40 protein-coding genes are annotated in these 23,503 nt (G+C 35.8%); all 40 read right to left on the reverse strand.

Translation table 11 applies throughout. The annotated features are described in order from the left end of the window. Nucleotides 1-7: 7 nt before the first annotated feature. Nucleotides 8-3,859, reverse strand: a complete 3,852-nt coding sequence (locus FH036_RS08450; RefSeq protein WP_139895610.1) for a phage tail tape measure protein — start codon at nt 3,857-3,859, stop codon at nt 8-10. A 221-nt stretch (nt 3,860-4,080) separates the two neighbouring features. Further along, complete coding sequence (gene gpG, locus FH036_RS08455; RefSeq protein ID WP_000779128.1) at nt 4,081-4,398, reverse strand: phage tail assembly chaperone G; 318 nt, start codon at nt 4,396-4,398, stop codon at nt 4,081-4,083. Nucleotides 4,399-4,447: 49 nt separating this feature from the next. Further along, nucleotides 4,448-5,056, reverse strand: coding sequence for a major tail protein (locus tag FH036_RS08460; protein ID WP_000896772.1), 609 nt, complete (start codon nt 5,054-5,056; stop codon nt 4,448-4,450). Next, nucleotides 5,057-5,416, reverse strand: coding sequence for a tail completion protein gp17 (gp17, locus tag FH036_RS08465; protein ID WP_049108305.1), 360 nt, complete (start codon nt 5,414-5,416; stop codon nt 5,057-5,059). Then, the gene (locus FH036_RS08470; RefSeq protein ID WP_049108306.1) at nt 5,413-5,850 is read right to left on the reverse strand and encodes an HK97-gp10 family putative phage morphogenesis protein; all 438 of its coding nucleotides are present in this window, start codon (nt 5,848-5,850) and stop codon (nt 5,413-5,415) included. The genes gp17 and FH036_RS08470 overlap by 4 nt, the downstream gene beginning before the upstream one ends. Further along, on the reverse strand, nt 5,843-6,166 hold the full coding sequence (locus FH036_RS08475; RefSeq protein WP_044821580.1) for a phage head closure protein: 324 nt from the start codon (nt 6,164-6,166) through the stop codon (nt 5,843-5,845). The genes FH036_RS08470 and FH036_RS08475 overlap by 8 nt, the downstream gene beginning before the upstream one ends. After that, the gene (locus FH036_RS08480; protein WP_000244593.1) at nt 6,153-6,440 is read right to left on the reverse strand and encodes a head-tail connector protein; all 288 of its coding nucleotides are present in this window, start codon (nt 6,438-6,440) and stop codon (nt 6,153-6,155) included. Before FH036_RS08480 ends, FH036_RS08475 begins: the two co-directional genes overlap by 14 nt. Before the next feature lie 20 nt (nt 6,441-6,460). Continuing rightward, nucleotides 6,461-7,633 (reverse strand): phage major capsid protein, encoded by a 1,173-nt coding sequence (locus FH036_RS08485; protein ID WP_074543758.1) that lies wholly within the window; start codon nt 7,631-7,633, stop codon nt 6,461-6,463. Between the two features lie 37 nt (nt 7,634-7,670). Then, a complete protein-coding gene (locus FH036_RS08490) occupies nt 7,671-8,381 on the reverse strand; it encodes a head maturation protease, ClpP-related (protein WP_074543759.1) in 711 nt (236 codons plus the stop codon). After that, nucleotides 8,368-9,621: a phage portal protein gene (locus FH036_RS08495; protein WP_074543760.1), complete on the reverse strand. Its 1,254-nt coding sequence runs from the start codon at nt 9,619-9,621 to the stop codon at nt 8,368-8,370. Before FH036_RS08495 ends, FH036_RS08490 begins: the two co-directional genes overlap by 14 nt. A 188-nt stretch (nt 9,622-9,809) precedes the next feature. Next, a complete protein-coding gene (locus FH036_RS08500; RefSeq protein ID WP_074543761.1) occupies nt 9,810-11,504 on the reverse strand; it encodes a terminase large subunit in 1,695 nt (564 codons plus the stop codon). Between the two features lies 1 nt (nt 11,505). Further along, complete coding sequence (locus FH036_RS08505; RefSeq protein WP_065423394.1) at nt 11,506-12,009, reverse strand: phage terminase small subunit P27 family; 504 nt, start codon at nt 12,007-12,009, stop codon at nt 11,506-11,508. A gap of 129 nt (nt 12,010-12,138) precedes the next feature. After that, on the reverse strand, nt 12,139-12,516 hold the full coding sequence (locus FH036_RS08510; RefSeq protein ID WP_074543762.1) for an HNH endonuclease: 378 nt from the start codon (nt 12,514-12,516) through the stop codon (nt 12,139-12,141). Beyond that, on the reverse strand, nt 12,506-12,856 hold the full coding sequence (locus tag FH036_RS27020) for a hypothetical protein (RefSeq protein WP_016718353.1): 351 nt from the start codon (nt 12,854-12,856) through the stop codon (nt 12,506-12,508). The genes FH036_RS08510 and FH036_RS27020 overlap by 11 nt, the downstream gene beginning before the upstream one ends. After that, the gene (locus tag FH036_RS08520; protein ID WP_016718354.1) at nt 12,853-13,107 is read right to left on the reverse strand and encodes a hypothetical protein; all 255 of its coding nucleotides are present in this window, start codon (nt 13,105-13,107) and stop codon (nt 12,853-12,855) included. Before FH036_RS08520 ends, FH036_RS27020 begins: the two co-directional genes overlap by 4 nt. 13 nt (nt 13,108-13,120) lie before the next feature. After that, a complete protein-coding gene (locus FH036_RS08525) occupies nt 13,121-13,345 on the reverse strand; it encodes a hypothetical protein (RefSeq protein ID WP_016718355.1) in 225 nt (74 codons plus the stop codon). Nucleotides 13,346-13,477: 132 nt separating this feature from the next. Next, the gene (locus FH036_RS08530; RefSeq protein WP_016718356.1) at nt 13,478-13,690 is read right to left on the reverse strand and encodes a hypothetical protein; all 213 of its coding nucleotides are present in this window, start codon (nt 13,688-13,690) and stop codon (nt 13,478-13,480) included. 16 nt (nt 13,691-13,706) lie between these two features. Continuing rightward, on the reverse strand, nt 13,707-13,952 hold the full coding sequence (locus FH036_RS08535; protein ID WP_000003258.1) for a hypothetical protein: 246 nt from the start codon (nt 13,950-13,952) through the stop codon (nt 13,707-13,709). A gap of 28 nt (nt 13,953-13,980) precedes the next feature. Then, complete coding sequence (locus FH036_RS08540) at nt 13,981-14,211, reverse strand: hypothetical protein (protein WP_001085620.1); 231 nt, start codon at nt 14,209-14,211, stop codon at nt 13,981-13,983. Nucleotides 14,212-14,275: 64 nt separating this feature from the next. Beyond that, nucleotides 14,276-14,458 (reverse strand): hypothetical protein, encoded by a 183-nt coding sequence (locus FH036_RS27025; protein ID WP_012580599.1) that lies wholly within the window; start codon nt 14,456-14,458, stop codon nt 14,276-14,278. Nucleotides 14,459-14,783: 325 nt separating this feature from the next. Continuing rightward, nucleotides 14,784-15,326, reverse strand: a complete 543-nt coding sequence (locus FH036_RS08545) for a site-specific integrase (protein ID WP_044795331.1) — start codon at nt 15,324-15,326, stop codon at nt 14,784-14,786. Then, nucleotides 15,326-15,808 carry an ArpU family phage packaging/lysis transcriptional regulator gene (locus FH036_RS08550; protein ID WP_000166202.1) on the reverse strand — a complete coding sequence of 161 codons (483 nt, stop codon included), beginning with the start codon at nt 15,806-15,808 and terminating at the stop codon, nt 15,326-15,328. Before FH036_RS08550 ends, FH036_RS08545 begins: the two co-directional genes overlap by 1 nt. Nucleotides 15,809-15,835: 27 nt before the next feature. Further along, a complete protein-coding gene (locus FH036_RS27030; protein ID WP_000645539.1) occupies nt 15,836-16,006 on the reverse strand; it encodes a hypothetical protein in 171 nt (56 codons plus the stop codon). Nucleotides 16,007-16,123: 117 nt separating this feature from the next. Beyond that, complete coding sequence (locus tag FH036_RS08555) at nt 16,124-16,246, reverse strand: DUF3983 domain-containing protein (protein ID WP_000645582.1); 123 nt, start codon at nt 16,244-16,246, stop codon at nt 16,124-16,126. Nucleotides 16,247-16,263: 17 nt separating this feature from the next. Next, nucleotides 16,264-16,593: a permease gene (locus tag FH036_RS08560; protein WP_088119938.1), complete on the reverse strand. Its 330-nt coding sequence runs from the start codon at nt 16,591-16,593 to the stop codon at nt 16,264-16,266. Between the two features lie 36 nt (nt 16,594-16,629). Continuing rightward, nucleotides 16,630-16,848 carry a hypothetical protein gene (locus FH036_RS08565; protein WP_139895611.1) on the reverse strand — a complete coding sequence of 73 codons (219 nt, stop codon included), beginning with the start codon at nt 16,846-16,848 and terminating at the stop codon, nt 16,630-16,632. 16 nt (nt 16,849-16,864) lie between these two features. Further along, a complete protein-coding gene (locus FH036_RS08570) occupies nt 16,865-17,113 on the reverse strand; it encodes a helix-turn-helix domain-containing protein (protein ID WP_074543765.1) in 249 nt (82 codons plus the stop codon). Between the two features lie 225 nt (nt 17,114-17,338). Next, entirely contained in the window at nt 17,339-17,614 is a 276-nt protein-coding gene (locus FH036_RS08575) for a hypothetical protein (protein WP_074543766.1), read from the reverse strand. A 119-nt stretch (nt 17,615-17,733) separates the two neighbouring features. Next, nucleotides 17,734-18,048 (reverse strand): hypothetical protein, encoded by a 315-nt coding sequence (locus FH036_RS08580; RefSeq protein WP_074543767.1) that lies wholly within the window; start codon nt 18,046-18,048, stop codon nt 17,734-17,736. A 1,047-nt stretch (nt 18,049-19,095) separates the two neighbouring features. Beyond that, nucleotides 19,096-19,287, reverse strand: a complete 192-nt coding sequence (locus FH036_RS08590; protein WP_000392662.1) for a hypothetical protein — start codon at nt 19,285-19,287, stop codon at nt 19,096-19,098. A gap of 32 nt (nt 19,288-19,319) precedes the next feature. After that, nucleotides 19,320-19,496: a hypothetical protein gene (locus FH036_RS27035; protein ID WP_170869137.1), complete on the reverse strand. Its 177-nt coding sequence runs from the start codon at nt 19,494-19,496 to the stop codon at nt 19,320-19,322. 120 nt (nt 19,497-19,616) lie between these two features. Beyond that, the gene (locus FH036_RS08595; RefSeq protein WP_074544105.1) at nt 19,617-19,868 is read right to left on the reverse strand and encodes a hypothetical protein; all 252 of its coding nucleotides are present in this window, start codon (nt 19,866-19,868) and stop codon (nt 19,617-19,619) included. Between the two features lie 182 nt (nt 19,869-20,050). Further along, nucleotides 20,051-20,533 (reverse strand): nucleoside triphosphate pyrophosphohydrolase family protein, encoded by a 483-nt coding sequence (locus FH036_RS08600; RefSeq protein WP_074544104.1) that lies wholly within the window; start codon nt 20,531-20,533, stop codon nt 20,051-20,053. A gap of 15 nt (nt 20,534-20,548) precedes the next feature. Further along, nucleotides 20,549-20,968, reverse strand: coding sequence for a hypothetical protein (locus tag FH036_RS08605; RefSeq protein WP_074544103.1), 420 nt, complete (start codon nt 20,966-20,968; stop codon nt 20,549-20,551). 12 nt (nt 20,969-20,980) lie between these two features. Beyond that, nucleotides 20,981-21,235, reverse strand: coding sequence for a hypothetical protein (locus FH036_RS08610; RefSeq protein ID WP_000811861.1), 255 nt, complete (start codon nt 21,233-21,235; stop codon nt 20,981-20,983). A gap of 14 nt (nt 21,236-21,249) precedes the next feature. Then, nucleotides 21,250-21,423: a DUF3954 domain-containing protein gene (locus FH036_RS08615; protein WP_000843210.1), complete on the reverse strand. Its 174-nt coding sequence runs from the start codon at nt 21,421-21,423 to the stop codon at nt 21,250-21,252. A gap of 27 nt (nt 21,424-21,450) precedes the next feature. Next, nucleotides 21,451-21,645 carry a hypothetical protein gene (locus FH036_RS08620; RefSeq protein WP_000332466.1) on the reverse strand — a complete coding sequence of 65 codons (195 nt, stop codon included), beginning with the start codon at nt 21,643-21,645 and terminating at the stop codon, nt 21,451-21,453. 14 nt (nt 21,646-21,659) lie between these two features. Further along, nucleotides 21,660-22,463: an ATP-binding protein gene (locus FH036_RS08625; protein ID WP_074544102.1), complete on the reverse strand. Its 804-nt coding sequence runs from the start codon at nt 22,461-22,463 to the stop codon at nt 21,660-21,662. After that, nucleotides 22,432-23,307: a DnaD domain protein gene (locus FH036_RS08630; protein ID WP_080494087.1), complete on the reverse strand. Its 876-nt coding sequence runs from the start codon at nt 23,305-23,307 to the stop codon at nt 22,432-22,434. Before FH036_RS08630 ends, FH036_RS08625 begins: the two co-directional genes overlap by 32 nt. Before the next feature lie 6 nt (nt 23,308-23,313). Continuing rightward, a complete protein-coding gene (locus FH036_RS27040) occupies nt 23,314-23,490 on the reverse strand; it encodes a hypothetical protein (protein WP_042512232.1) in 177 nt (58 codons plus the stop codon). Between the last annotated feature and the right edge of the window lie 13 nt (nt 23,491-23,503).

Here is a 23,503-nt window from a genome sequence, read left to right on the forward strand (position 1 = left end):
ACCACCCTTAAAATTCCGCTCTTCTTTTTTGTTCACGATCTTGAAGTTTTGTAGTGTAGGTGTAACTTCCATTTGCAAGCTCTTTCCCATCTAAAACATTTGTCATATTTACAGTTAATTTCAGTTCTTGCTCTCCACCCGCTCTATCTGGGAATATAGTTTTAGCCATAGATTGGTTGTTATAAGCTAATTGCGGTTGCGTGTATCCGCTAAAATTGCCAAACGTATTTTGTGGGATACTATATTGATTTGTTTGGAATCCAAAATCAAAAATAGATGGCATATTCCCCATCTGCTTCTTAACGGTTCTGACTACATTTTTCGCTGCATCAACAACAAACCGTTTTCCTTTATCCATACCAACCCCAACACCTTCTGGAACTGCGCTACCGACTGGAATCATCACTTTAGACGGACTGTTAATTTCTAGTGCTCCAGAAATAGTCTTTTTAATCTCTCCAGCAATGCTTTTCGCCTTACTATATAAACCACCTGTCGCATCATCCAACCCTCTTTCGAGACCTTCTATAATGGATTTACCAATGGAACGTAGATTTATAGTACTAAAAAATTTTTCAACTGTATTCCACTTTTCTTCAATATCGCTCTTTATCTCCCGCATTTTATCACTAACAGCTTTTTTCTGCTCTTCAAATTTTCTTGAAACTGTATTTTTTATTTCTTCTACCTTGCTACTTGCAGAGTTTTTCATATCTTCATATTTGTTAGTAACATCTGACCACATTTCTTTCATTTTTCGAATAACATCATCTTTCATAACTTGATATTTCGATTTTACTTGTCCAGTTTCCCAATCTACCTGATTAGCATGTTCACCAGCTTGTGCTTTTGCCTCACTCACAATTTCTTTATGCTTATCTCTAGCCGTAGAAACTGTACTATCATACTGACGTTTTGCCTCTGCAATGATTGCATTCGCTTCATCAGCAGTAATTGTTTTATTTTCATCACGCTGACGAATTGCCTCTGCAATTTTTTCATCACGGGTCTTTTTCGCATCCTCAATAACTTTGTCTCTTGCTTTGGCGCTATTCTCTACAACTTCTGCTGCCTGTCTAGCTGAAATTTCACTAGCCTGCACACGCATATTTTCAAGAATAACCTTTTGCTCCATTTGATTTTTAGACATATGTTCGACAGCAACTCTGTCCATTTCATCCTGTAATGCTTGTAACGAGATTCGCTCGGATGTTGTTAATTCTCTATTTTCTCTAGCTGCCGTTTGTAGAATTTCTTTAATTTTATTTTCTTTCTCTTGTGTTTTTAGCTTCTCTTGTTCATAGTGCTGATTTAACTGTTCGATTCGTTTGTTCTCTTCTTCAGCGGTTAATACATACGAATCCGCAAAGAACTTTTTAAGCCCTTCAATTTCTTTTTGTTGTCTTGCATTTGTTTTTTCTATAATCGTATTACCTAATTTGTCGTATTGGCCAATCAACTTCTGTGATTGTTCTTCTGTTATTACTTCATGATTCAATCTAATTTCAGTTAACTTTTGTCTAATACCATCGGACAGTTTGAAATACTCGCCAAGAACTTTCTTTGTTGAGGAGCTTACTTTTCCTTCTGTATTTGTAGCGAAGCGATCTACTGAAGCGATACTGTCTTCAGTTGCTTTTTGATATGCTTTATATGCAACAACTCCGGTCCCGATAAGCGCGGCTGCTACTAGACCAATTGGTCCTGTTAAAACGGCAAGCGCACTTCCTAAGAATCCAACTGCTCCAGCCGCAATTCCAGCAATCCCACCGACTGATGCTAATGCAACAGATAAAGAACCAATTCCTGAAGCAATCATTCCAAACGCTGCTAAAACCACACCTATTGCTGTAGCCACAGCTGTTAGCGCCAGAACAATACCACCTGTAATTGCAATGGCCTTTTGTACTGGTCCAGGTAAAGAGTTGAATCCATCAACAAGTTTTTGTAAACCAGCAACAAACACACTCACCACAGGAGCAAGTGCATCACCAATTGTCTTTTTCATAGTAGAAAACGCTGAATCTAATAAAACGATTCTTCCTTGGAGGGTATCAATCTTTGTTTTTGCAACATCGGCAGCCGTAACTTTGGACATTGCATCCCACATTTCATTAACCCCTTTTGCTCCTTCTTTAAAGAGAATAGTCGCACCACGAACGGCATCAGAACCAAATAATGTTTCTAACGCCATACTTCGTTGTTGATCTGTTAAATCTTTCATAGACTCATGAAGTGTTCCTGAAATATTTTCTAGACTTTGAATATGTCCCTGTTGATCGTAAAATTTTGATGATAAGAATGCGGAACTTGTTGCTAACTCACGGAATGTTGTATCACATTTATCGTTCCACTTTGTAACTCCTTCAGTTTTCATTACATATTTTTCTAATGCAACTTCGATATCTCCCACACTTCTAGATGCTGGAGTAACTCCATTTTTCACCAGGAAATCAAACCCTGCTTGAGCGTTATATGTGATAAGACCTAAATCACGCATTTTGTTATATGCTTCTTTAGTAGATGGATTTAACCTCATAAGCATCGTTTTTAAAGATGTCCCTGCATCTGAACCTTTTAAACCATTTTGAGCGAATACTGCTAAAGTTGTAGCGGTATCTTTAAACGTCATCCCTGCTCCTGCCGCTACTGCTGAAGAGGCAGCAAGACCATATTTTAATTCACGTACATCAGTTGCCGATGCGTTTGCCGCTCCTGATAATATGTTAGCTGCATCTGCTACTGAAAGATGATCCGCTTTGAAGGCATTTAACGCTGTTGATGCAATTTCTGCCGCTTCACCTAAATCTAATTCTCCAGCCGTTGCTAGGTTCAGAGCACCTGATAAACCTCCATTAATAATATCTGTTAAACTGACACCAGCCTTTATTAATTCTTCAATACCTTTTCCGGCTTCTACAGAAGAATACTTTGTTGTTTCACCCATATTAACAGCCAGTTCACTCAACTTTTTCATTTCTTCGCCAGTAGAACCAGATACTGCTTTAATGTTAGCCATCTGTTGTTCGAAGTTCATTGATTCAGTAACCGCTGATTTTAAACCACGCCCTATAGCGTAAGTCATTCCGCCAAACACCATACCAATTTGCATTCCTGCATTTTGCAAATGATTTCCCAATGTTTCCATACGGTTTCCGAAATTGAGAAGACGATTACCTTGTTGTTCTAGTTCATGATTTGACTGACGTAATTCAGTTTCGAATCGATTAAGTTCAGCGGTAGCTCGATGAATTTGTTCAGCATAATGTTGTGCTGATTGACTTGCTGCACCTTCTTCTGTTTTAGCACGATTGTAAGCGGACTGAAGCTCCCTGATTTTCTCCTTTTGCTTATCTACCATACGAGATAGCACATCAATTTTTGCTCGAGTTTGTTCAGTAGCATTGGTATATCCATGCATTCCTGTTGTAACCGCTTGGAATTCAGCTTGTAAAGACTTCAATGAATTATTTAATTTATCCAGTGCTGTTTGTTGTGCCTGACGATTCACTTGTTTGAGTTCATTTTCAAATCTATTTAAATCAGCAACTGCTTTATTAACTTGCGAAGCATATCGCTGGGTTGCTGCATCATTTTCACCTAATTTAGCCTTATTTTGATCATAGGCTTGTCGTAACGCTTTAACTTTCTCTTTTTGCGCATCAATGAGCCTACTGAGTGTATTCATTTTCGCTTGCGTTTGTTGACTAGCGTTAGCAAAACCACCCATACCTGTACTTACAGATTTTAATTCATTCTGTAATGTTCTGACTGCACGCCCTGAATTCGCGATACCTTGTCGGAAGTTTACATTATCAAGGGAAAGCCTAACGACCAAATTATTCATTTCATTCGCCATAGTCTCACCCCCTCATTAAATAATGTTTTCTGCCGGAACTTCAATTTCATTTGAGTTATGATTTTCGCTATTTGAGTGATCTTGTTCACGATATTTTTGATTTAACCTTAAATAATGCCAGATATCCATTTCATTATCGATATGATGGTGTTTATACCCCTGACGTAATAAAGAGAGGTAGAGCTCGTCCATAAACTCACTGAACGTTAGCCCCCCTCCCTCTACGCGTTTGGGTTTTCTTCTTCTCCAGATACAGGATTACCACCAGCTGCTTCCACAGTTTCATTTATAATTGCATTAATTACGTCTGAAGTTGTTGATAAAAATTTACGAGCATCAATCCCATCCCAATATTGGTCTAATGTAAATTGATCATCGTACACCTTCACCACGAATTTAACCATTTTATCCATATCTTCTGGACCAGGATTGTTTGGAATTTCAGCCAACTCAGGAGCCTGACGGATAAGACGGGCTGGAATAAATTCTGGCATATTAAAAGTTTGTTTTTCTTTATTGATCATTAAAGTTAATTTCATAGTTTTTCCCTCCTAAATTTAATAAAAAAGAGAGAGCTTTTGCTCCCTCTTACTTTCCTGCTGGTGGTTGTGCCACCGGTTTCTCGTATACCTTTTTAAACCAATTGTCTCCAATAGCTTTTGTAAACGTAGGTTCGTCTTCATCGGCTGTAAACTTAGTTCTATCATCAAAATCACGTTCAATAAACGAACCTTTCAGTTTGGTTGTTTGGAAGTTTGGCTTATCTTTTTTAGTTTCAGCTTCTTCCTCTTCTTGTGAAAGTTTCCCTTTTAATAACCAAACATATCGATATTTTCCATTAGCCTTTAAAAAGCGCCATCCAATTGCTAAATATGGCTTTTCACCCTCACGTTTTTCGTCTAATACACCATCTGTAACTTCTGGAAATCCTTCAATGTCTGCCTTTGTTGATAATGACAGGCCTCGAACTTCAATTTCAACCTCAACCTCACCATCAGACTCAGCAATTTCCGATTTTTTATTGTCGCTCCACATAATCTCGGTAGCTACTTTTTTAGATGTTTTAACCTTTACTGCCCCTTCCATTTTTTTAACCGTACTGTAATCAACACCTGTTGCGTCATCTTTCAATGACTTTGCATAAACAAGACTATCTACACCGACAGTCGAACTAATTTTAATAACTTCTCCAGCCATCTATAACTCCACTCCTTTCGCGAATCGCATCGCGTAATGAAAAATTTTTGTATCCTCTTCATATAAATCAGCAACCGCATAACGTGAAAAACCAATACTTTTCATAATTCCATTCACTTTTTGATGGATTGCTGTTGTACTACCCTTTGACCAAATATCGATTTGGAATGTGATTTCACTTTCGCTTTCATCATTATCTGCAAATCCATCTGGTCGATTATCTAATTCAAAAAACGTAATCCGTGGAAACTCTTCAGCATTTTTGGCTTTACGATAATAAACACGTTTTCCACCTAATAAAGAAACAAGCTCCTGATTATTTCCAAGAGCTTGCACAATTTCAGGGCGTAAATTTATCATAAATTCAGCCCCATTTCATTTTTCAAGATATCCGTCATAGCACGTACCGCATCGGCTTTAGAAGCGTTAAAACCTGGTTCTATAAATGGATGTGCTGGCATTTTAGAAGTACCCCACTCTAAAAACTTTCCATAGAAATATGGAGAACGGTCCGCTTTGTCTATTCCAATCTTGATCGTTTTCACACCATTTTCCATTCGTGCCTTCGTAACTCGTATATTATCCAGCAAATGTTGGCCCGTACGCCAAGGTTCACTTTTGGAAGGTTTCTTAGGACTTGAACTCCTCGGTTCACTTCTTTCTGCAATAGCTTTTCGAATTTGTTCACCACCGGCTGCAAGAGCTTTATCTTCTATTTCCTCTCCACGTAACCCCATTTGATTTAATTCAGTAACCAAACGATCAAAACCTAACAAATCTACACCATCAGCCATTCATTCCACCACGCTTCCACATGATTGATAATGTGTGTTTTTCAGTTGGAATAACCGAAAGAATGTCATAAATCGTATTCTTATACTTGATTTTCATGTCAGCATTCACATCTGCGCGAAATCGGATTTCTGTTTCACCCTGCACTTCGCTGTTAGCTGCGGCTGCTTCAAAGTATTTTCTTCCCTTTAAAAAAATAAAAGAGCCCCATACAGTAAAAGAATCCTTATATCTTTCTATTGGATCACCGTCTGGGCTCTTTGCTTCATCATCTTTCACTTGAAATGTAAGACGTTTATCTAATTTACCTGGATTCACTTGAATCACCACCAGAATACTGCAACTGAACTAATATCGATTGCAAACTAAATGCTAATTGTTCTGCTTTTCCAACTGCTTCCCGATTTTCATGCCAATGGGAAATTAAAATACGAGCCGCCAATTTAGCAAGCTCGCTTTTTAAGTCCACATTTTTACTTGTAGCATTTTTAATATAGATTTCAGCTGCTATTACGAAAGATGTAATGAGATCGTCCTCCTCATCACCATCCACGCGAAGATACTTTTTAGCTTCCTCTAATGTTAGTACCAAGAAGGACACCCCCTAGCTTATTAAGCTCCAGTTTTAGGCGCAACCGTAATTTGCCCATACACAACTGCTTCTTGGTCCCATAATGTGACATCTTCACGTTCAATTGCTCGGAATTCAGAAGTATTTGTTCTCCAAGCATTTCCGCCTTCTTTGGTCATATCAATAGATAATTGTTTTCTATCCCAAAGAATAACTGCCTCTTTTAAATCCCCAACAATGAAAGGTGCTTTTCCGTCTTTATCTGTAGCAATTGTTTTATTGGACAACACAATAACGGGCTTACCGGAAAATAACTTACGAGTTGGATTTGTTGGATCTGGTTGAAGTAGTGGACGACCATTTTTATCTTCTAATTGATCTAAGTAATTAAATCCATCTTGGTTTGTAAAAATGTTCGCTACTGCTGCAAACATTGGATCTAGTGTAACGTTTAATGTTGTTTTAAGGCCGTTATAATCCTTTAAATCAACTTTTGTTAGTTTATTGATTTCTTGTAAAATCAGATAGTTTCGAGTCGCAATAGATTTTTTCGCAATCCATTGACGTAAATATTCTTCTAAAGCTTGATCTGTATCATCTAATAAATCATTTGGCACCGGTAAGAAGCCTGCATAATCTTCAATAGCATACGATAAACGATCGAATTCAGGAGAAGCAATTTCTTGCATTGCATTTGGCTTACCATACTCAGATAATGGCGCAAAAGGTGTAGATGCTGCACGTTTCTCTAGCGTACGGGCTCCCTTGTTTGTTGATACAGGTTGTACATTTACATATTGTTCTAAGCTATCAACCGTTTGTTTTAATTGATTAATTGTTGTCGTAATATCTTCTGGAACAATATAGCCGCCATCTTTACCTGAATTCTCAGATAAGGCCGCTTTGTATTCCTGCATAACGCATGCTTCTTCATGGCTTAAATTTTGACCACGGATAGCTTTCATAAATACTTCTTTATACGATGGATCTTCATTTTTAACTGATGCTGGAGGCAAAACTCCTGTTTGTGAATTTACAGGGTCAGAAACTTGGATTTGCATCATCGCTAGATAGTTATCCAGTTCATTTTTCGCGTTTTTCGCTTCCTCAATTTTTGCCTTTGCATCTTCATATTTACCGCTATTGTTAAATTCTTCTGCTTTCGCTTTTAAATCAGCAACTTTTTGACGTAATTCTTGTTCACGTTTATCCATTCGGTATGTCCTCCTTATATTGGCACAAAAAATAGACCTATAGTTCTAACAGGTCTAGTGCATTTTGTATTTTTAATTGTTCATTATTGTCCTTCTTTGGAATAGAAGGAGCTTTTGCTACAATCTTATTTGGTGTTTTTTGATATTTATCAAAGTAATCACTACTACAAGCTGCGACTTCTTTTGCCTCCACAACTTCTATATTGAAGTATTTTTCAGCTTCTTCACCACTTAACCAGGTCTCAGCATCTACTAATTGTTGAATCTCTTCAATTTCAACACCTTCTTTTAACTTCTCTTTGTATACATTCATGATTCCTGATTCAATGTTATCAAGGTCCTCTGCTGCTTTTCGGAAATCAATTGCATTTCCGACTGCAAATGTCCAAGGTTTATGAATCATTAAGAATGCGTTAGAAGGAACGACGACACGATCACCAGCTAAGGCAATTACTGAGGCAATAGAAGCTGCAACACCGTCCACATAAACAGTTTTTTGCGCTTTATTGCGCTTTAGCATGTTATAAATGGCTAAACCAGCAAATACAGAACCACCGCCACTATTTACATAGATATTAAGGTTACTTTTATCATCTAATTGCCCTAAAATGTTTTTTACATCATCCGGCATAATATCAGAATCATCCCATTTCCAACCTGTATTATTTATGATGTCACCATAGATAAATAGATCTGCTGACGATTCTGTTTGATTTTTAATAGTAAATACGTCCTTAATTGTCCTCACCTCCCTTCTGTAATGCCCCTCCATTAGCTTTTGCTAATTGGTATTCATCGGCAATTTCAATAGATACATGGTTTAAGTCAACGCGGTGTTTATCACCGTATTCCCCAATCCCGTCCATGTCTTCTAGTTCCAGCACCTTATTAATCGAAAAAGCACCAGCATCTAACATGATTTTGTAGAATTCTGCTCGTGATTTAGAATCAGCACGTAATAAGCTTGTTAGGTTAAACTTCAAGTAATATCGTTTTTGCTCATGAAATGAAAATGTTTTATAAGAAAACTCTTCCTCATACTGAATAAGAATTGGGCTCAATGTATTTTGAATAAAATCCAACGCTTGTTGCTCAATATTGGAGAAAGTAGCACGATCTAACTCATTAATCATATGCAAAGGAATATTAAAGATATTTGCAATCTCACCTTTATCAAATTTCATACCTTCAATAAATTGAGCATCTTTTAAAGGCATCCCAACCTTTTCAAATTCTAAACCAGCATCTAAAATAGCAATCCTTTGAGCATTATTTAATCCTGTATTTGCCTCTTCCCATGCATCACGAAGTACTTCTTTCGCCTCTTTACCTAGTGCTTGTTGCGTTTTTAATATTCCACTATGCGCTGCACCGTTTGTAAAAAACTTGCCTTTAAACTTCTGTGCCGCTTGTGAGCTGCCTATAGACTCCCTTGCAATTTGAATAGGTGGTTTCCCCTTTAAACCATCAGTAGACAATGTAGTAAGATGTATAATGTCATCATCAGGTATTTTTATAGGTGTGCCGTCTGGCAAACTAGTGAAATACCATAGCTTATTGGTCTTTAGATCCACTGTGGGCGTTGTAACAGCTGGATTCAGTACCCATAATTCTTTTGGTCTTCCATCCAAACCCCAATGAATATTTATATAAGCATTTCCCCATGTATTACGGTGCGTTTCAATTAAATGTTTGAATTTGAATGGACTTTGATAAGGATTTGGTCTTCTTTCTAGAACAAAAGACACTTGATGTACCTTATCCCGTTCCCTTCCCTTCGCCGTCTTTTTAAACGTTTGAAAAGGAAGCATCGCAACACTATTTGCAAGGATGTTAATGCACCGATAAACCGTCGGAACACCTAAAGAGGACTCAACAGTTACCTTTTCACCGCTTGCGGCTTGATATCCAAATAAACTTTTAAACCAAGGAGAAGGATTTTTTAAATTTGTCGTATCCTGATTTCTAAATAACTGCCGAAAAATCAAATGTTTCACCTCCTTTCTATCTTCTTATCATTACCACCCCCAGCATTGTGAGAATAATCCCTAATAGATACCATCCATAAATCGGATTAACAAAAAAAGTCGTCACTACAATAATGGACAACCCCGAAATCAATAGAATATCTTCTAAAATACTTATAAAAAATAATAAGAATCGCATGTGATTCCTCCTAGAATGAGAAATCTTGACTTAAAATATAGGAGTTTAAGTCCATCTCACCAGAATTAAGCATGCATCGAACATGCGAGTTAATTACAGCCGCTATCGGGTCGATTCTCTCTGTTGCTTTTGACTTGTCCAACATGATGTTTTCGTTGGCATCCTGTTTTGTTATAGCATTACTAACAGCCCAATTTAACACTGGATTGTTATTGTGAATGACTTTTTTCTGATAAACTTGTTCACGAAAATCTTTTGTAGGACCTGATAAAGTCGCCATTCCTTGACGTATTTCCACCACTGTATATCCTTCTGCTTCCATGTCTTGCATGAATTGCGTTGCATTCCAAGGGTCAGCGCATATTTCTTTTATTTTGAATTTATTCTCTTTTTCCATAGTTTTAATATGTTTTTTAATATATTCATAATCAACTACCGCACCAGGTGTTGTTGTAATCCACCCTTGCTGTATCCAAAGATCATACGGAACTTTATCTGTTTTTCTTTTCTCATGCAAGGTATCTTCCGGCATAAAACTATGACTAATCACAATATAAGTATCATCCTTTTTAAATTCAAAATCTACACTTGTTAAGTCAATTTTTGCTGATAAATCGACACCTACTGTGCATTCCAACCCTTTTAATTCGGATAATTCCACCGTTTCCTTGCAATCCTTCCATTTTTGCATATCCATGTAGCCATTTTCTTTCATATCCACCCATCTATTCATGTTTTTCGTGAGATAATTACGCATTTTCTCAGGTACATCAAGGGCTGATTGGAGTTCTCCTTTTAAGAAAGTACGTCCTTCTTCATAACTACATAGAATCGGATTTGCTTTCTCCCACACTTCTGCATTCGTAATCTCATCATCTTTATCTAATTCATTAACCATGACAAAATATTCTTCGTTTTCAATATCAATATTAGGATCCAAAATTTTAGAAACATATTGATACTCTACACGATAGCAAGGATGACTTAAATTAAAACCAGCTGTCGTTATAATCATCATAAGCGGATTCGGACGAGCACCCGAACCTGACACCAGAACATCATAAATTTCAGAAGTAGGATGTGCATGATATTCATCAATAATTCCGCACTGAACATTCAGTCCATCACCAGATTTCCCTGCATCTTTTGATAGCGCTGAAATAAAAGAATCAGTTTTAAGGTGTTCAATTTTCCCATACGCAATATTGAACTTTCCTTTTAAATCTTCACATCCATTCATTTGCGCTTTAATTTCATTCCAAACAATTTTACTTTGTTCCGTTTTCGTTGCTCCAATGTATACTTCCGACATATTTTCACCAAATGCCATCGCTTCATATGAACCTACACATGCTAAAGATTGAGACTTTGCGTTTTTACGTCCAACTTGCCAATATGCCTTTTTGAATCGCCTTAGTCCCGTATTACGATGAACCCATCCGTAAATATTGCTAAATACAAAGATTTGTATCGAATGTGGTTCAATTCTCTGACCTGCTAATTTTCCTTTTGTATGTTTAAACAGAGACATCCACTTTAGGAAACGAAGTGCTTTTTCTTCCTTAAAAACATATGGGAAATCTTCAGACCATTCACGCTCAATATCTCTTAAAAATCGTTTACAAGCCTGTTTATGCTTCTGACAAGCAACAACTTCATCATTTAGTACGTCATCACAGTAGTCCAGCATCCATTGTCTGATCATGTTATACGTCAAACTCCTTTTCTACATTTGTTTTCGGACCTTGTTTTATATTTGGAATGACAATTTTAGCTCTTGCACTCGGTGTAAGACCAAACTCAACAGCCAAAGCCTTCATTTGTTCATGCAATTGCTTTTTCTTTGTAAGTAATGGATGTGGAACTTTATTGGTTTCAGCTGCCTTATTGGTATATTCAACAAGAAGTCCTTCTTCTCGGATAATTTTGGTGCATTCAACATAGTCAGAATAAGCATCACAATACGTTGCTAATGCATTTACATCTATGTTTGTGATAACGTCTAACTCTAGTAATTCACCAGCAATTCTCCTAAACTCTTTCTTTGCAACTGAATCTAACCACGTTGGTGGCTTTACCTTGTCTTTTTTTGCTTGCAACTGTTTTTCAGCTTTTAATCGCTTCTCAATTTCATCCTTTGTCAATCGATTTGTATTACCTTCTAATAAATGCAAATGAATCGGCTTCGCTTTCCTTCCTATGAGAACCACCTCCCTTGGCTGAACCCCCTTTTGTAGAATAAAACGAACTTTTTGCACGGAAAGCTAGGCGGCGGTCTCCAGGGATTCGCCTTTTGCTTTTTCATGGTGGGGGGTTGTTTGTAAATTTTTTCTTTCCAATCATTTTCTGTTTTTCTTCTCGTCTTCTTTTGTTTTTTTGTTATGGCAAGCATGACAGAGTGTTTGTAAGTTAGTTGGTTCTAATCGTTTTGACCAATCTACTCGAATAGGTATGATGTGATCGACTACATCACCTATCTTAATGATGTCATTACTTCTACATTGAACACATAAACCATGATCTCTACGATAAATAAGCTCACGCATATCCTTCCACAATCTTGAGTTGTAGAATGAACGTGAGCTTTTGTTTCGTATGTACTTGTCATAGTATCTTGTGTTCTCTTGTACTTTATCTTGGTGCTTAATACAATACTTATCCCGTGTCAGTTCATTGCAACCTAATGACTTACACGGCTTGAATGGTTTACTTGGCATGTGTACCACCTGACGCTTTAGGTATTGTTATACCATTACATTTAGAACAACGATTACCAGCGCCTGTTACTATATCTATTGTTGATTCATCACCGCAATTAAAACATTCACACTTCATTTGGTTTCTATTCTTCCATTTATAAAACAACTTCGCTATATTAAACCCAAGAAGAATAATCCAGAAAGGAGCGAGACAAATGGTAAATGCAATAGAAATGATAAATGTACTTACTATATATACACCGTCATGTTTCTTTCGTTGTCCAACGTTTCTCGCAACTGGATACATTGTAATGGAACTATAAAGTAAACCAATAATAAGATAGGTTAATATCATCATTTACTTCCCTCCATCTTCTTCCTCAATCGTTTCATTTCATCCCCGATGGCCATATTCTTTTTATTAATCCGCTCATGACACTTAGCTATATCCGCTTGATGTTTACGAATCTTATCGTTCACATATGCAGCAACATGCTCATGGCCACAATGAGGACAAATATAGAAACACTTCTCAATTCCTTTTGGAAGCTGTGCTACTTGTGGTTGCATATCGTAATCTTCATTGCAGTTAGAACAGTAGACTTGCATTTATCCTCACTCCTTATTCTTCTAATAAACCCTGAATAAGCTTATTTATTACACTTACACTAGATTCTCTCATCTCATTTATTGTTGTATTATTAGCGATGTGTTCAGTTATTTCAACGAATTGTTCTAATGAATGTTCACTCGTACACTTCTCAAGATAATTCCCAAACTCATCTTCACCTAATGCCACATTAAACATACTAATAGCGACAGCTATCTCAGTCTTAGTTAATTCCATTATCTTCACTCTCCTTTAAAAGAATATTCCGATTATATATTTACAAATAAATACAAATTGTTATAATAAAGTTAACATTGCCATCAGGAAAAGTGATTCGCCCCCATGCGAGTTGCTTTTCCTTTTTTGTGGCTATTGTTTTAAAAATTCATTTATTGTTTTATTGAGCAAACTAACCATTGCTTCTCTTCTTTGCTTTGGTGTTGTGTTATCTTCCATCTCATTAAAGATAGGAAGCACACTTTCTAATTTTTGTTTATCGATACGCTCATTTACAAGATCTGTTCCTAACATCGAAATGAATGTGCTGATTATAACCGCTTGTTCTTGTTTAGTTAGTTTCATTTATTATCACCTCAGGTTAAAACCTTTCCTTAATTTCGATAAGCTCACTAACTTTTTGAGCTATCGTTTTACCATTTAAAACAACAGGTACTTCTATAAATAAAGGATTTATTTCATTCGTAAATCTACCCATAACACTTCCCAACTTCTCGAATGCTTCCACACATTCATTAACCGCGGCAGTCAATTCCTTAACGTTCTCTTTCGCTTCTTTTGTATCAACTTCTACCTTCACTGATAATGCGCTCTTTTGTTCACTCATTTTTCATCCTCCTTTATTAGCAACACTTTTATACAATTTGTTCTAATTCAATTTTTCCTTCTAAATAATAAATTAGATTCAATAACAATAATGCTTCTCCACTCTCCACACCGAGTTTATATTCAACTTCCTTTATCTTATCGGCGCATCCACTCTTAATCGCTTCTTCTCTTTTTACCACTGCTTCATATAGTTCCTTATTGTTCTTTTTAAGAACTTCATGAAGTACTTCCACAGTTAGAACTCGTTTCTTAGCCATCTTTTTTCATCCTCCTTCAAAATAAAAAAGCACCCGAATGGATGCTTTATGATTAATTATTTGTTTACACTTCAATTACGGTAAATGAAGTTTTATTCTTCTCCCAATTACCTAATGTCGTTATATTCATCTGCTGCAGCAATATTAAGTAACTGGAAGAAGAGCAAAAGCCCTTCTCCGCTTGCATAACGTAATTTACAGTTGGATGTGAAATCAAGAAACAACTATTCATCCCATCTGCAACCATCGCCACCGGTTATGACGATCCATTTTCAATTATCAGGAATTTTGTGAGCAATGTTTTCCGCCATTTCTCACAATACAAATATATCACGTGAATTCCAAAACAACCGGCACATTTCCTGCCAAAAAGCGGTCACGACTCTGCCACTTATTTTTATATTCTTCTCTTATTAATTTTATCTTAATGAGTTACCCATATCTTATATTGTGTGTAACTGACCCCTTCGCCAAATCCCTTGATATCATTGATTTCGTTTCACTTTCTCTTTTGAGTTACACAGTACAAAATTTATGAGTAACTGTATAGTTTTAAAAAGAAAAAGCAATGCTTAGATTTTAAACCTAGTCATTGCTTTATCCATTGCATCTTGGTTTACCCCTATATAACGTAACGTGACCTTCTCTGACGAGTGATTGAATATCTCCATGAGTAATGCTATGTTTTTCGTTTGCATGTACATGTGATAGCCGTACGTCTTTCTTAGCGTATGTGTTCCTATTTCATCTAATCCAAACTCTGCCGCTGCTCCACTTAATATCTTATATGCCATGCTACGACCGATTGGACGATTTCTACCTTGTCTACTTTTCAATAGATACTCATTATCTTCTCTTTCTTCAATAAACCATTTGAGCTCTCTTTTCAATGCTGCAGTAATTTGTATTCGTTTCTGTTTCCCTGTTTTCTTTTCCCTCATGGATATATGACTCCCCTTAACATCTCCTACCTTAAGTTTCAAAATATCCGAGATTCTAAGACCTGTATTAATGCCCATAATGAAGAGAATGTAATTACGTAAGCTCTTTTCCTTAAAATATTCTTTAAGCTGCTGTATTTGCTCTGGATCACGTATCGGCTGAACAAAATTCATTATTCATTACCTCCCGTTTCTTCAGTCTCATAAACTTCTAATCTAAGAGCAAAAGCAAGTTTATAAAACACTCTAGCCTTAACTCGTCGATAAGTACGCTCACTCATGCCAAGTTCGTTATACACCATATAATCGCATACATCTTCATCTTCTAAATAACGCTTAATAATAATGTTTCTTTGGTCCTTTCCAGCACGCCCATTGCCTAAACGACTAAGAAACTGGTCAATACGAAATGACGTTTGCTTAATCCACTCTTCTCGTTTACTTTGCTGTATATTAGCCATCGCTACATCTTCTAATGGCTTTCCTACATCATTTGTAGGTCCGTGATATCTAATTTCATAAGAAGGAGTGACTTTCATTTCTTCACGCATCATTCCAAACTGTCTATATAAACGTACGCTTTCCAGAACACCTTCTAATTTTTTCTGCGTTGCTACTCTATCGATTTTTGGCAAGAAAGATAATTGTTTAGTCATGTAAGACCACTCCTTTTTATTTTTAAATTACTTTTGTCTTAAAGCTCCGCGTCTGCGTTCATAACGTGGCCCATGAATTCCCATTAAACCTTCAATATCACGAGTGCTTAACTTCTCTTTTCGTTTTTTCTTAGTTTTCTTTTTTGTATGATTCGATTGCTTTTTCCACTCGCGTAATTGGTCTTTTAGTGCCTTCATATTTCCCCATCTCCCTTTTCAAAATAAAAAGAACACCTATTCCTAAAACAGCCTTACTTGCTGTTTTAATGAATTGGTGTCCTCTAGTTTTCTAGCCGGACTATATTCTGTTTACATTTACTTTAAAATACCAGCTTGTACAAAAATATTTCTCCAAGCTTTATTAACTTGATACTTCTCAACATCTTTTGCACGACGAGCAATCGCTTTTCTGATTTTCCTTTTCTTCAAAGCTTTCATTCTTCTAACCTCACTTTCTATTCTTCAACGTAATATTGCCTCATCCAATACACACACAGTACTATCGCAGCTATATCCCAAAGTGAATCTAAATATTTTTGTGATAAAAATTGATTTGCAACTTCTAATCCATTCTCAATAGCTGTTATCGTGAACAGCATTGCTGCCCATTTTTTAACTTGACCATTTTCAATTACAAGTACAATAGCTATCAAAAGTGTCGCTCCACCTAACGTGTCTGCTACACCCCACCACTTCTGCTGTATCGCTGCTATAATTGCTAATCCCACATGAAGGGCAATAAGTAACGAGAATAAATGTTTATAGATCTTGTTATTTGGTAACATATTTTTCTCACTTTCTATTCAAAGGATTATTTTGTTCTAAATTTTCCGTCCTCGTTTTTCTCGAAGTAATTGGTAATTACGTATAATGACGCCCTTAACGTTATTTCTTTCCTCTATATCGTTGGCGATTGCAAATATCATATTTCTGTTCATTTTCTTAGCGATCGTTATTGTCGCGCTACTCTCATACTCACTTCTGTCTTTTTCATCATAAAAAGTATAATTAATAAAATACTCAAAATACCTTGCTTTCATTTTCCTCCACCCCCTATTAATAACGAAAAGAAATATATTTCGGATCTACTCTGCTTGTTACAAATGATTCGCTATAAAAATACTTTGGTTTAACATGAAACCTCTTGCAAAGTACTTGTATTTGATTAAATGTTAGGATGATTCTTGATCGCTCTATCTCAATCAACTTATTAATATCAACATCTAACAATTCAGCAGCTTTTCCTTGAGTCATTCCGAATAAATGCCGAAGTTCTGTTAACTTCTCCCCATTAAAATTACTCACAATATTTCGGTCCCTTCTGAATAAATTTTAATATTCCGTCAATACTATAGATGACATGGTAATCTTTCTCCATTACCTGAGCAGTTAGCTTTTTCTAGCTGCTCTTTATTTTTGAATACTAATCGTGATTTTGTACCATACTAACCATAAGCTGCTTTCTTAACAGTGTTGGCAGCCCGGAATCTTTTGTCAAAACGGAGCGGTCAGCTTTTGCTAGCCGCTCTTTTATTTTTTTACAACGTCTTTTGGGCAAGCACGTAAAATGTATGGCAATTCTCCTGTTTTAGATAAACCAAAGTCCCCTAATCTCGATACCATTACCACGGTATATTCTTCTCCTTTATAGAGAACTTTTTCACCTTTTAAAATACCGTTATAACCAACTATCCTGTTGTATCCATACATTGTTACACCTTTTAATTTCTTATCAAGTTCAATCATTGCAACTGTTTTAATGCCATCATTATTCTCTTCTGCTTCATGCCACTTTATATCTTCCAATCTTTATTCCCCCTTGAATAAAGCCCAAAATCTTGGCCATACTATAAATAACACTTAATGATTGAACTTCCTTCTTAACGTTTCTTTCGTAGAGCAGTTAGCCTTTGCTAGCTGCTCTTTTAATACTCTGTTGAAGCAATGACACATGGTTTTGTAATATTGTCTTGCTTTATTACCCATTCGAATGACCTTAAAACACACGTCGCTCCGCCTCTATGGACTACTGGTTCGATTATAGCTACTCGTTGCTCTTCATCAGGTAAATCGTCAATATTGATAAGCATCGTTTCTCGTAAACTAACTTCACCTTCGAAGTATTCATTTAAATCTTCATCATCAATACCACATTCTTCTTTGTAATATTCCTTTGCTTGTTCTTCAGTTTCAGCACAAACCCAATCAATATCATTCATTTTAAATACCTTCATATCCATTCCCCTTTTCTACAAAATGAAATTTTTATATAAAAGACCCACACTTAAAACAAACATAATTTCATATGATATATTGCATTCTTTCTTTTTAGAGTGGATAGTCATTACAGAAGGGCACTTCCAGAAGTGCTCTTACACTTACATACCAAATAGCGTTTTTGTTGAAAATGATGCTCTCATTCATTTGGACACATTTACCAGTATTGTTACCAAAAAATTCATGATATGGTTATTTAGTCGAGTACGTCATTACTTGACAATTACCCTTAGAAATCCCGTTGATAAACGGGGTTTCTTTTATTTAAATAACGATTTTGTTTTACTTTTGCTAGTCACCCTGCCCCGTATAAATGCACCTTTTTTTACGTATCATATTAAAATCCAAATTATCCTCTTTTAGGACGGTCTAATATGAACAAGACATTAAAATACATTTTAATCTTCTTTGGTACGGTGTTTTATATTGTAATTATGGGCTGGATTGTCTATTTAAACTTTGTTTAAGAATATTTTATTTCTCCAAACAAGAAATCAATCTAAGATCGAACATACGCATCCTAAAGAGTGCTCTACAAGGCACTCTTTAGCTTTAAAATAAGGATTTTGTTAAAATTTGATTCACTCTTTATTTATGAAATTCATACACTTATACGGACTATAAAAAATAAAAAATATAGTTCTTGGTCGAAGAGCACCGTTAGGGCAAATGGTGCTCTTTTTGATTAACCTAAGAATTTTGTTAAAAACTTACATGCACATGTTTTTCGTTATATAATTAAGTTATCAATATATTAGGAGTGTTAAGTGTGTCAGAAACAATAATGATTTTGTTATACATCTGTTTCGGAATGAGTGCAGTTTTTAGCTTAATAAAGGAATTTCGAAAGCCACAGAAAAACCAGTTCTTGATTTTATTTGATTCTCTAATTTTGATAGGAGCTATATTTTTAATAGCTAGTATCTTTATCTAAATTACATAACGAGAACTCCCAAGGAGTGAAGCAGCTAGCAAAAGCTAACTGCTTTTTAATTAAAATAACTATTTTGTTAAGAAATCTTTTCTAATTCACGTTCGTCAAACCACGTACCAGGATGCTCTACAATGTTGTATTGCGCTGTGAAGAGCCTTACATCTACAGTTGGTTTCGCAAACCACCAATGATCTACTGTAACAATTTCACCAGTCTCTATAATCCGAACTTTTTCACCATCTTCAAAAAGGTGCTTTCTCTCTTCCATTTATGGCACTTCCTTTCAAATAACGCTTTTGTTTAGTTTTCTTTAACTTCAATTTCTTCTGCTACATCTTCTAGTACACTGGCTAGATAATAAGCATCATCTTCATAATCTGTATGAATTGTAAACGTATTGTTTTTTGTAACGATTGTCACTTTACCCTTTAAAGAGCCTTCTTCATTAAATCCCGTTGCTTTAGCTGTAACTTCCATCTCTATTTCCCCTTTTCTACAAAATTCAAATTCGACTTGTATCAATTGGTGCTACTGGCACTGTAAAAACAACCTCATTTTCAATGATTACAAGAAGTTCTAATCCAACAGTTGGTTCAGCTATTTAATACAACGTTTTTTTAATTCCCCTAATTTTTCAAACCAAATTTTATCGTTAGTTTCTAATGCTAGAAGTTGAAGATTATGAATTGCATCATTGTCTAATTGAAATTTAACTGGGGATATGTCGTCTTTTGAATAAACTTTACTGTTTCTGTAACCAAATTGAACTTTTATAGATGTTTCAGTATGGTTTTTAAAAACGATAAAACCAACTTGATTTTCAGCTAAAACCCATTCGCCAACGTTCATGATTATTCTCCCCTTTTATATAAAATTCAAATTTTATATTGATTTTTTATAAAGATTGATAAAATATATTCCCTTCCCCCAAAAACCCTTATATACTAAAAGTGCAAATGTTATATTTGCCAACATTCCATTTTTGTACGACAACCTTTTGATTGAAGGCTAGGTGAAATCCTAGCCTTTTTTCATTTCACATCAACACGGCTTTGACTTGCTTCCCGACTAAATCCATCTGGATATCTTTTAGCTAGTTTTGCAATATTCATTTCAGCAATATCTTGTAACGTATATCCCAGTTCGTGCGCCATAATCGATACATAATACATAATGTCTCCAAGTTCTAAGGCTAATTTATAAGTGTTTCCGTCCTCTTCTCCTGGACAATGCGATGGTTGGAAACCAGGTCCATGATAAATTGCTTTTTTAACAATATCAGCAACTTCACCAGCTTCCCCTGTAAGTCCTAAAGCTGCATTTGAAACACGTCCTCCAAAGTCAGTTTTGTTATTCCAAGTACGTAATGTTGCTTCCTGATAATCATTTAATTCACCGATCGACAATATGCTTGCAATCTGCAAAACCGTAGATTCTTGCATAACCTGTTCACCTTTTCTTGCTTCACTTATTAATTTAGTTGCTTCCAATACACCGTTCTCCATAATGTTCATTTTCATCTACTCCTCTTAACTAATATTTTTATTTTTAGACTTAGCTGGTGTTGTAGCTGCTTTTATCGGGTCCCAACCATAACTCAATCTAGATCTGAAAGTACTTACACTTATGCCATTGGATTCAGCAATTTTAACAAGTTCTTTCCTGTCAATTTGTTTACGCGTCGGAATACTTGCCGCATCTTTAGGGTCCCAACCATTATTTACCCTGCTATAAAAAGTACTTGAATTAATTCCATTTTCTTCAGCTAATTTTAGCCATTTATTGTGTTTCCCTTCGCCCATATGCCAATATGTTCTTGGTGGTGTCGTTAATGCTTCTTGCAATTCCCAGCCATATTTGTACATCCTCATGTAAAGAACTCTTCTACTAATACCGTTTGATTCAGCTTGCTGATATTCCTCATCAGTTAACCATCGATTAAAAGCCATCAATTTCCCCTCCTAATCTAGTTCCAGAAATTCTGCTCTAGTACGTTTCGAATTAGTTATCCTAATCTTCTGAATACCTTTCCCGTGCTCTTCTATAGCTGCATTCCAAGCTTCAACTTCAGTTTTAGCATCAAAACAATCCATTTTTTGTCGTTCCTCTTTATCGTAGAAATGCACTTCATAGCTTGGATTCAAAAACTTTTCACTGGTACTTATCGCGTTATAGTCGAAACTACCCATAACATCATCAATTGTTAATTGCTTCATAATCGCATCCCCAGTTATTTAATTTTTTCTGTGATTGTAGTTGATACACGATCAACTTTTCCACCTTGCCAAGTGATTACTTGCTCCCCGAACCCTGTTACTGGAGGATTCAGTGGCGTAACTTCGCCATTTTTGACCACATAAATTTTATTATTAGTAACATCGATTTCGACTTTCGTAGACTTCATATGACTGAAATCCCCCTTTTTCCCTTGTTAACTTACTTTTTGTTGCTGCTTACGTTGCAACTTTTGTTTCATCGATTCGAATTTTATTAACCATGCTTGCCAACGCTTATCGTTTTCTTCTTGCTGTTGCTTTGCCACTTCACAATTACAACCTTCCGTTAGAGTTACACCTGAATAAATTTCTTTACGAATAATTCCTGTATTACGACATAATGCACACATATTTTTTCCTCCTTTTATGCTTCTATAAATCTTTGTAAACGTTGCTTCGCTATCTCTCTTCTATAACTAGCGGCTTCATTTTTTACAGTTAGACTTGTTTCAACCATTCGGTCATATGAACGTTTGCCAACTTGATTTTTCAGTTCTTTTGGTTCTAAATTACTCGTATACAGAGTAGGAAGTTCTTTTCTATACCGACCATCAATGATATTGAACAATTTTTCTTCGACCCATTCCGTAGTTTTTTCTGCTCCAATATCATCTAATATAAGTAAGTCGCATTCTAAAAGTGCTCTCATAATATGTGTTTCATTTTCTTTGTTTTCACTATTGAATGTGCTGCGAATACGTTGTAATAATTCTGGAACGCTTTGAAATACGACAATGTATCCTTTTTTAGAAAGCTCATTTACAATCGCGGCTGCTAAGTGTGTTTTACCATTACCAGGTTCTCCCCAAAGCAGTAACGATTCCCCGTTCCACTCTTTAAAAGTCTTCACGTATTTCACTGCAACTTTATAAGCTATCTCTGATCCGTTTCTATCTAGAAACGATTCAAATGTACTTTTGGAGAACCTTTCTCCTAAGTTACTAATGCTGAACAACTTTTCTATTTCTCTCTTCTTAGCAAAGTTTTGAGCTTCACGTATTTTTGCTTCTTCACGTTCTACAACACATTCACATGTAGGAAGTATTTTGTTTTTAATACGTAACTGCGGAACTTCTACAGTGATTGCCGCGATATATTTATTGCAATGTTCACATGTATACCCTTCTGTTTCTTCACTACAAGCCGATGTATTCACTATCCGAGTCATCACTCTTCCGATTGATTCCGACACGTTTTTTCACTCCTTTATTTCGTTGATATTCCGTTTCTAAAGCATCCACATCTTTTAAGGTCTTCACGTTATTGTTAACCCACTGTTTTAAAATGCCCTCAGCATAATTCCATTTCTTCTGCTGTTTCAAAGCACGCTCCATAGCTGCTTGTACAAGTTCTTCGTTTGTATCGTTTACCCATTGTGAAATACTTTCAGCGATGAATGTATTTAAAATACCGAAATTATTTTCATAGAAAGAGAAGATGCTACTACTACTTACATTCTCTGTAGTATTCTTTGTAGTAATCTCTGTATTTGTCTTTACTTTAAAGTCAGGAGCTTCATTACTTTCATGTGAAGAGGTACCTGATTTTGAAGTGACTACCCTCTTTACTTCAAAGTCAACAGGGTCTTCTTCAACTTCTTGATACATACTTGATATGCTTTTTATTCCACTTACTATAGGTTCAACGAACATTACATTATTTAAAGTAATTTCATTTACAATGATTGTTCTAAATTCGATTATGATTAAATTCATATCCACTAATAAGTCACAAGCTCGTTTAACTTGTAGTTTTGAAAATCCAAATGTCTCTGCTAATTGCTGATAACTCTTTTGTAACTTATCTGATTTGAATTTTTTCTTATAAGTAACCTTGCCAGTATATTCATCTCGAATAACTGTAGGACGATACCAATAGACGATTTCGCTCAATACCATAATTGCTACAATGTGAGGCTTACCATTACTAAAAGTGATGTAATTAAACCATTCATGATCCACTACATTACCTTTGAAATTTAATCCACCAATTTCAGTTACTACGTTTGCCATAAATATTTACCTCCTAATACAAACTGCTACATATGCTTGTCCGCTTTTGATTATTCGTTGAATTTCATAATGCGGATAACCAACTTTGAAATACTGTTCAATCATTTCCTTTAATTCGTCCTTGTTCTCTGCTAAGTTCCAGAATTTATTAGGTAATAGCACTTGATATTCAGTTAAACGCATGTACTATTTCCCT

Origin of the sequence: Bacillus sp. CD3-5 (genome assembly GCF_006349665.1) — a bacterium.
In the GTDB taxonomy this organism is placed as follows: Bacteria; Bacillota; Bacilli; order Bacillales; family Bacillaceae_G; genus Bacillus_A; species Bacillus_A paranthracis.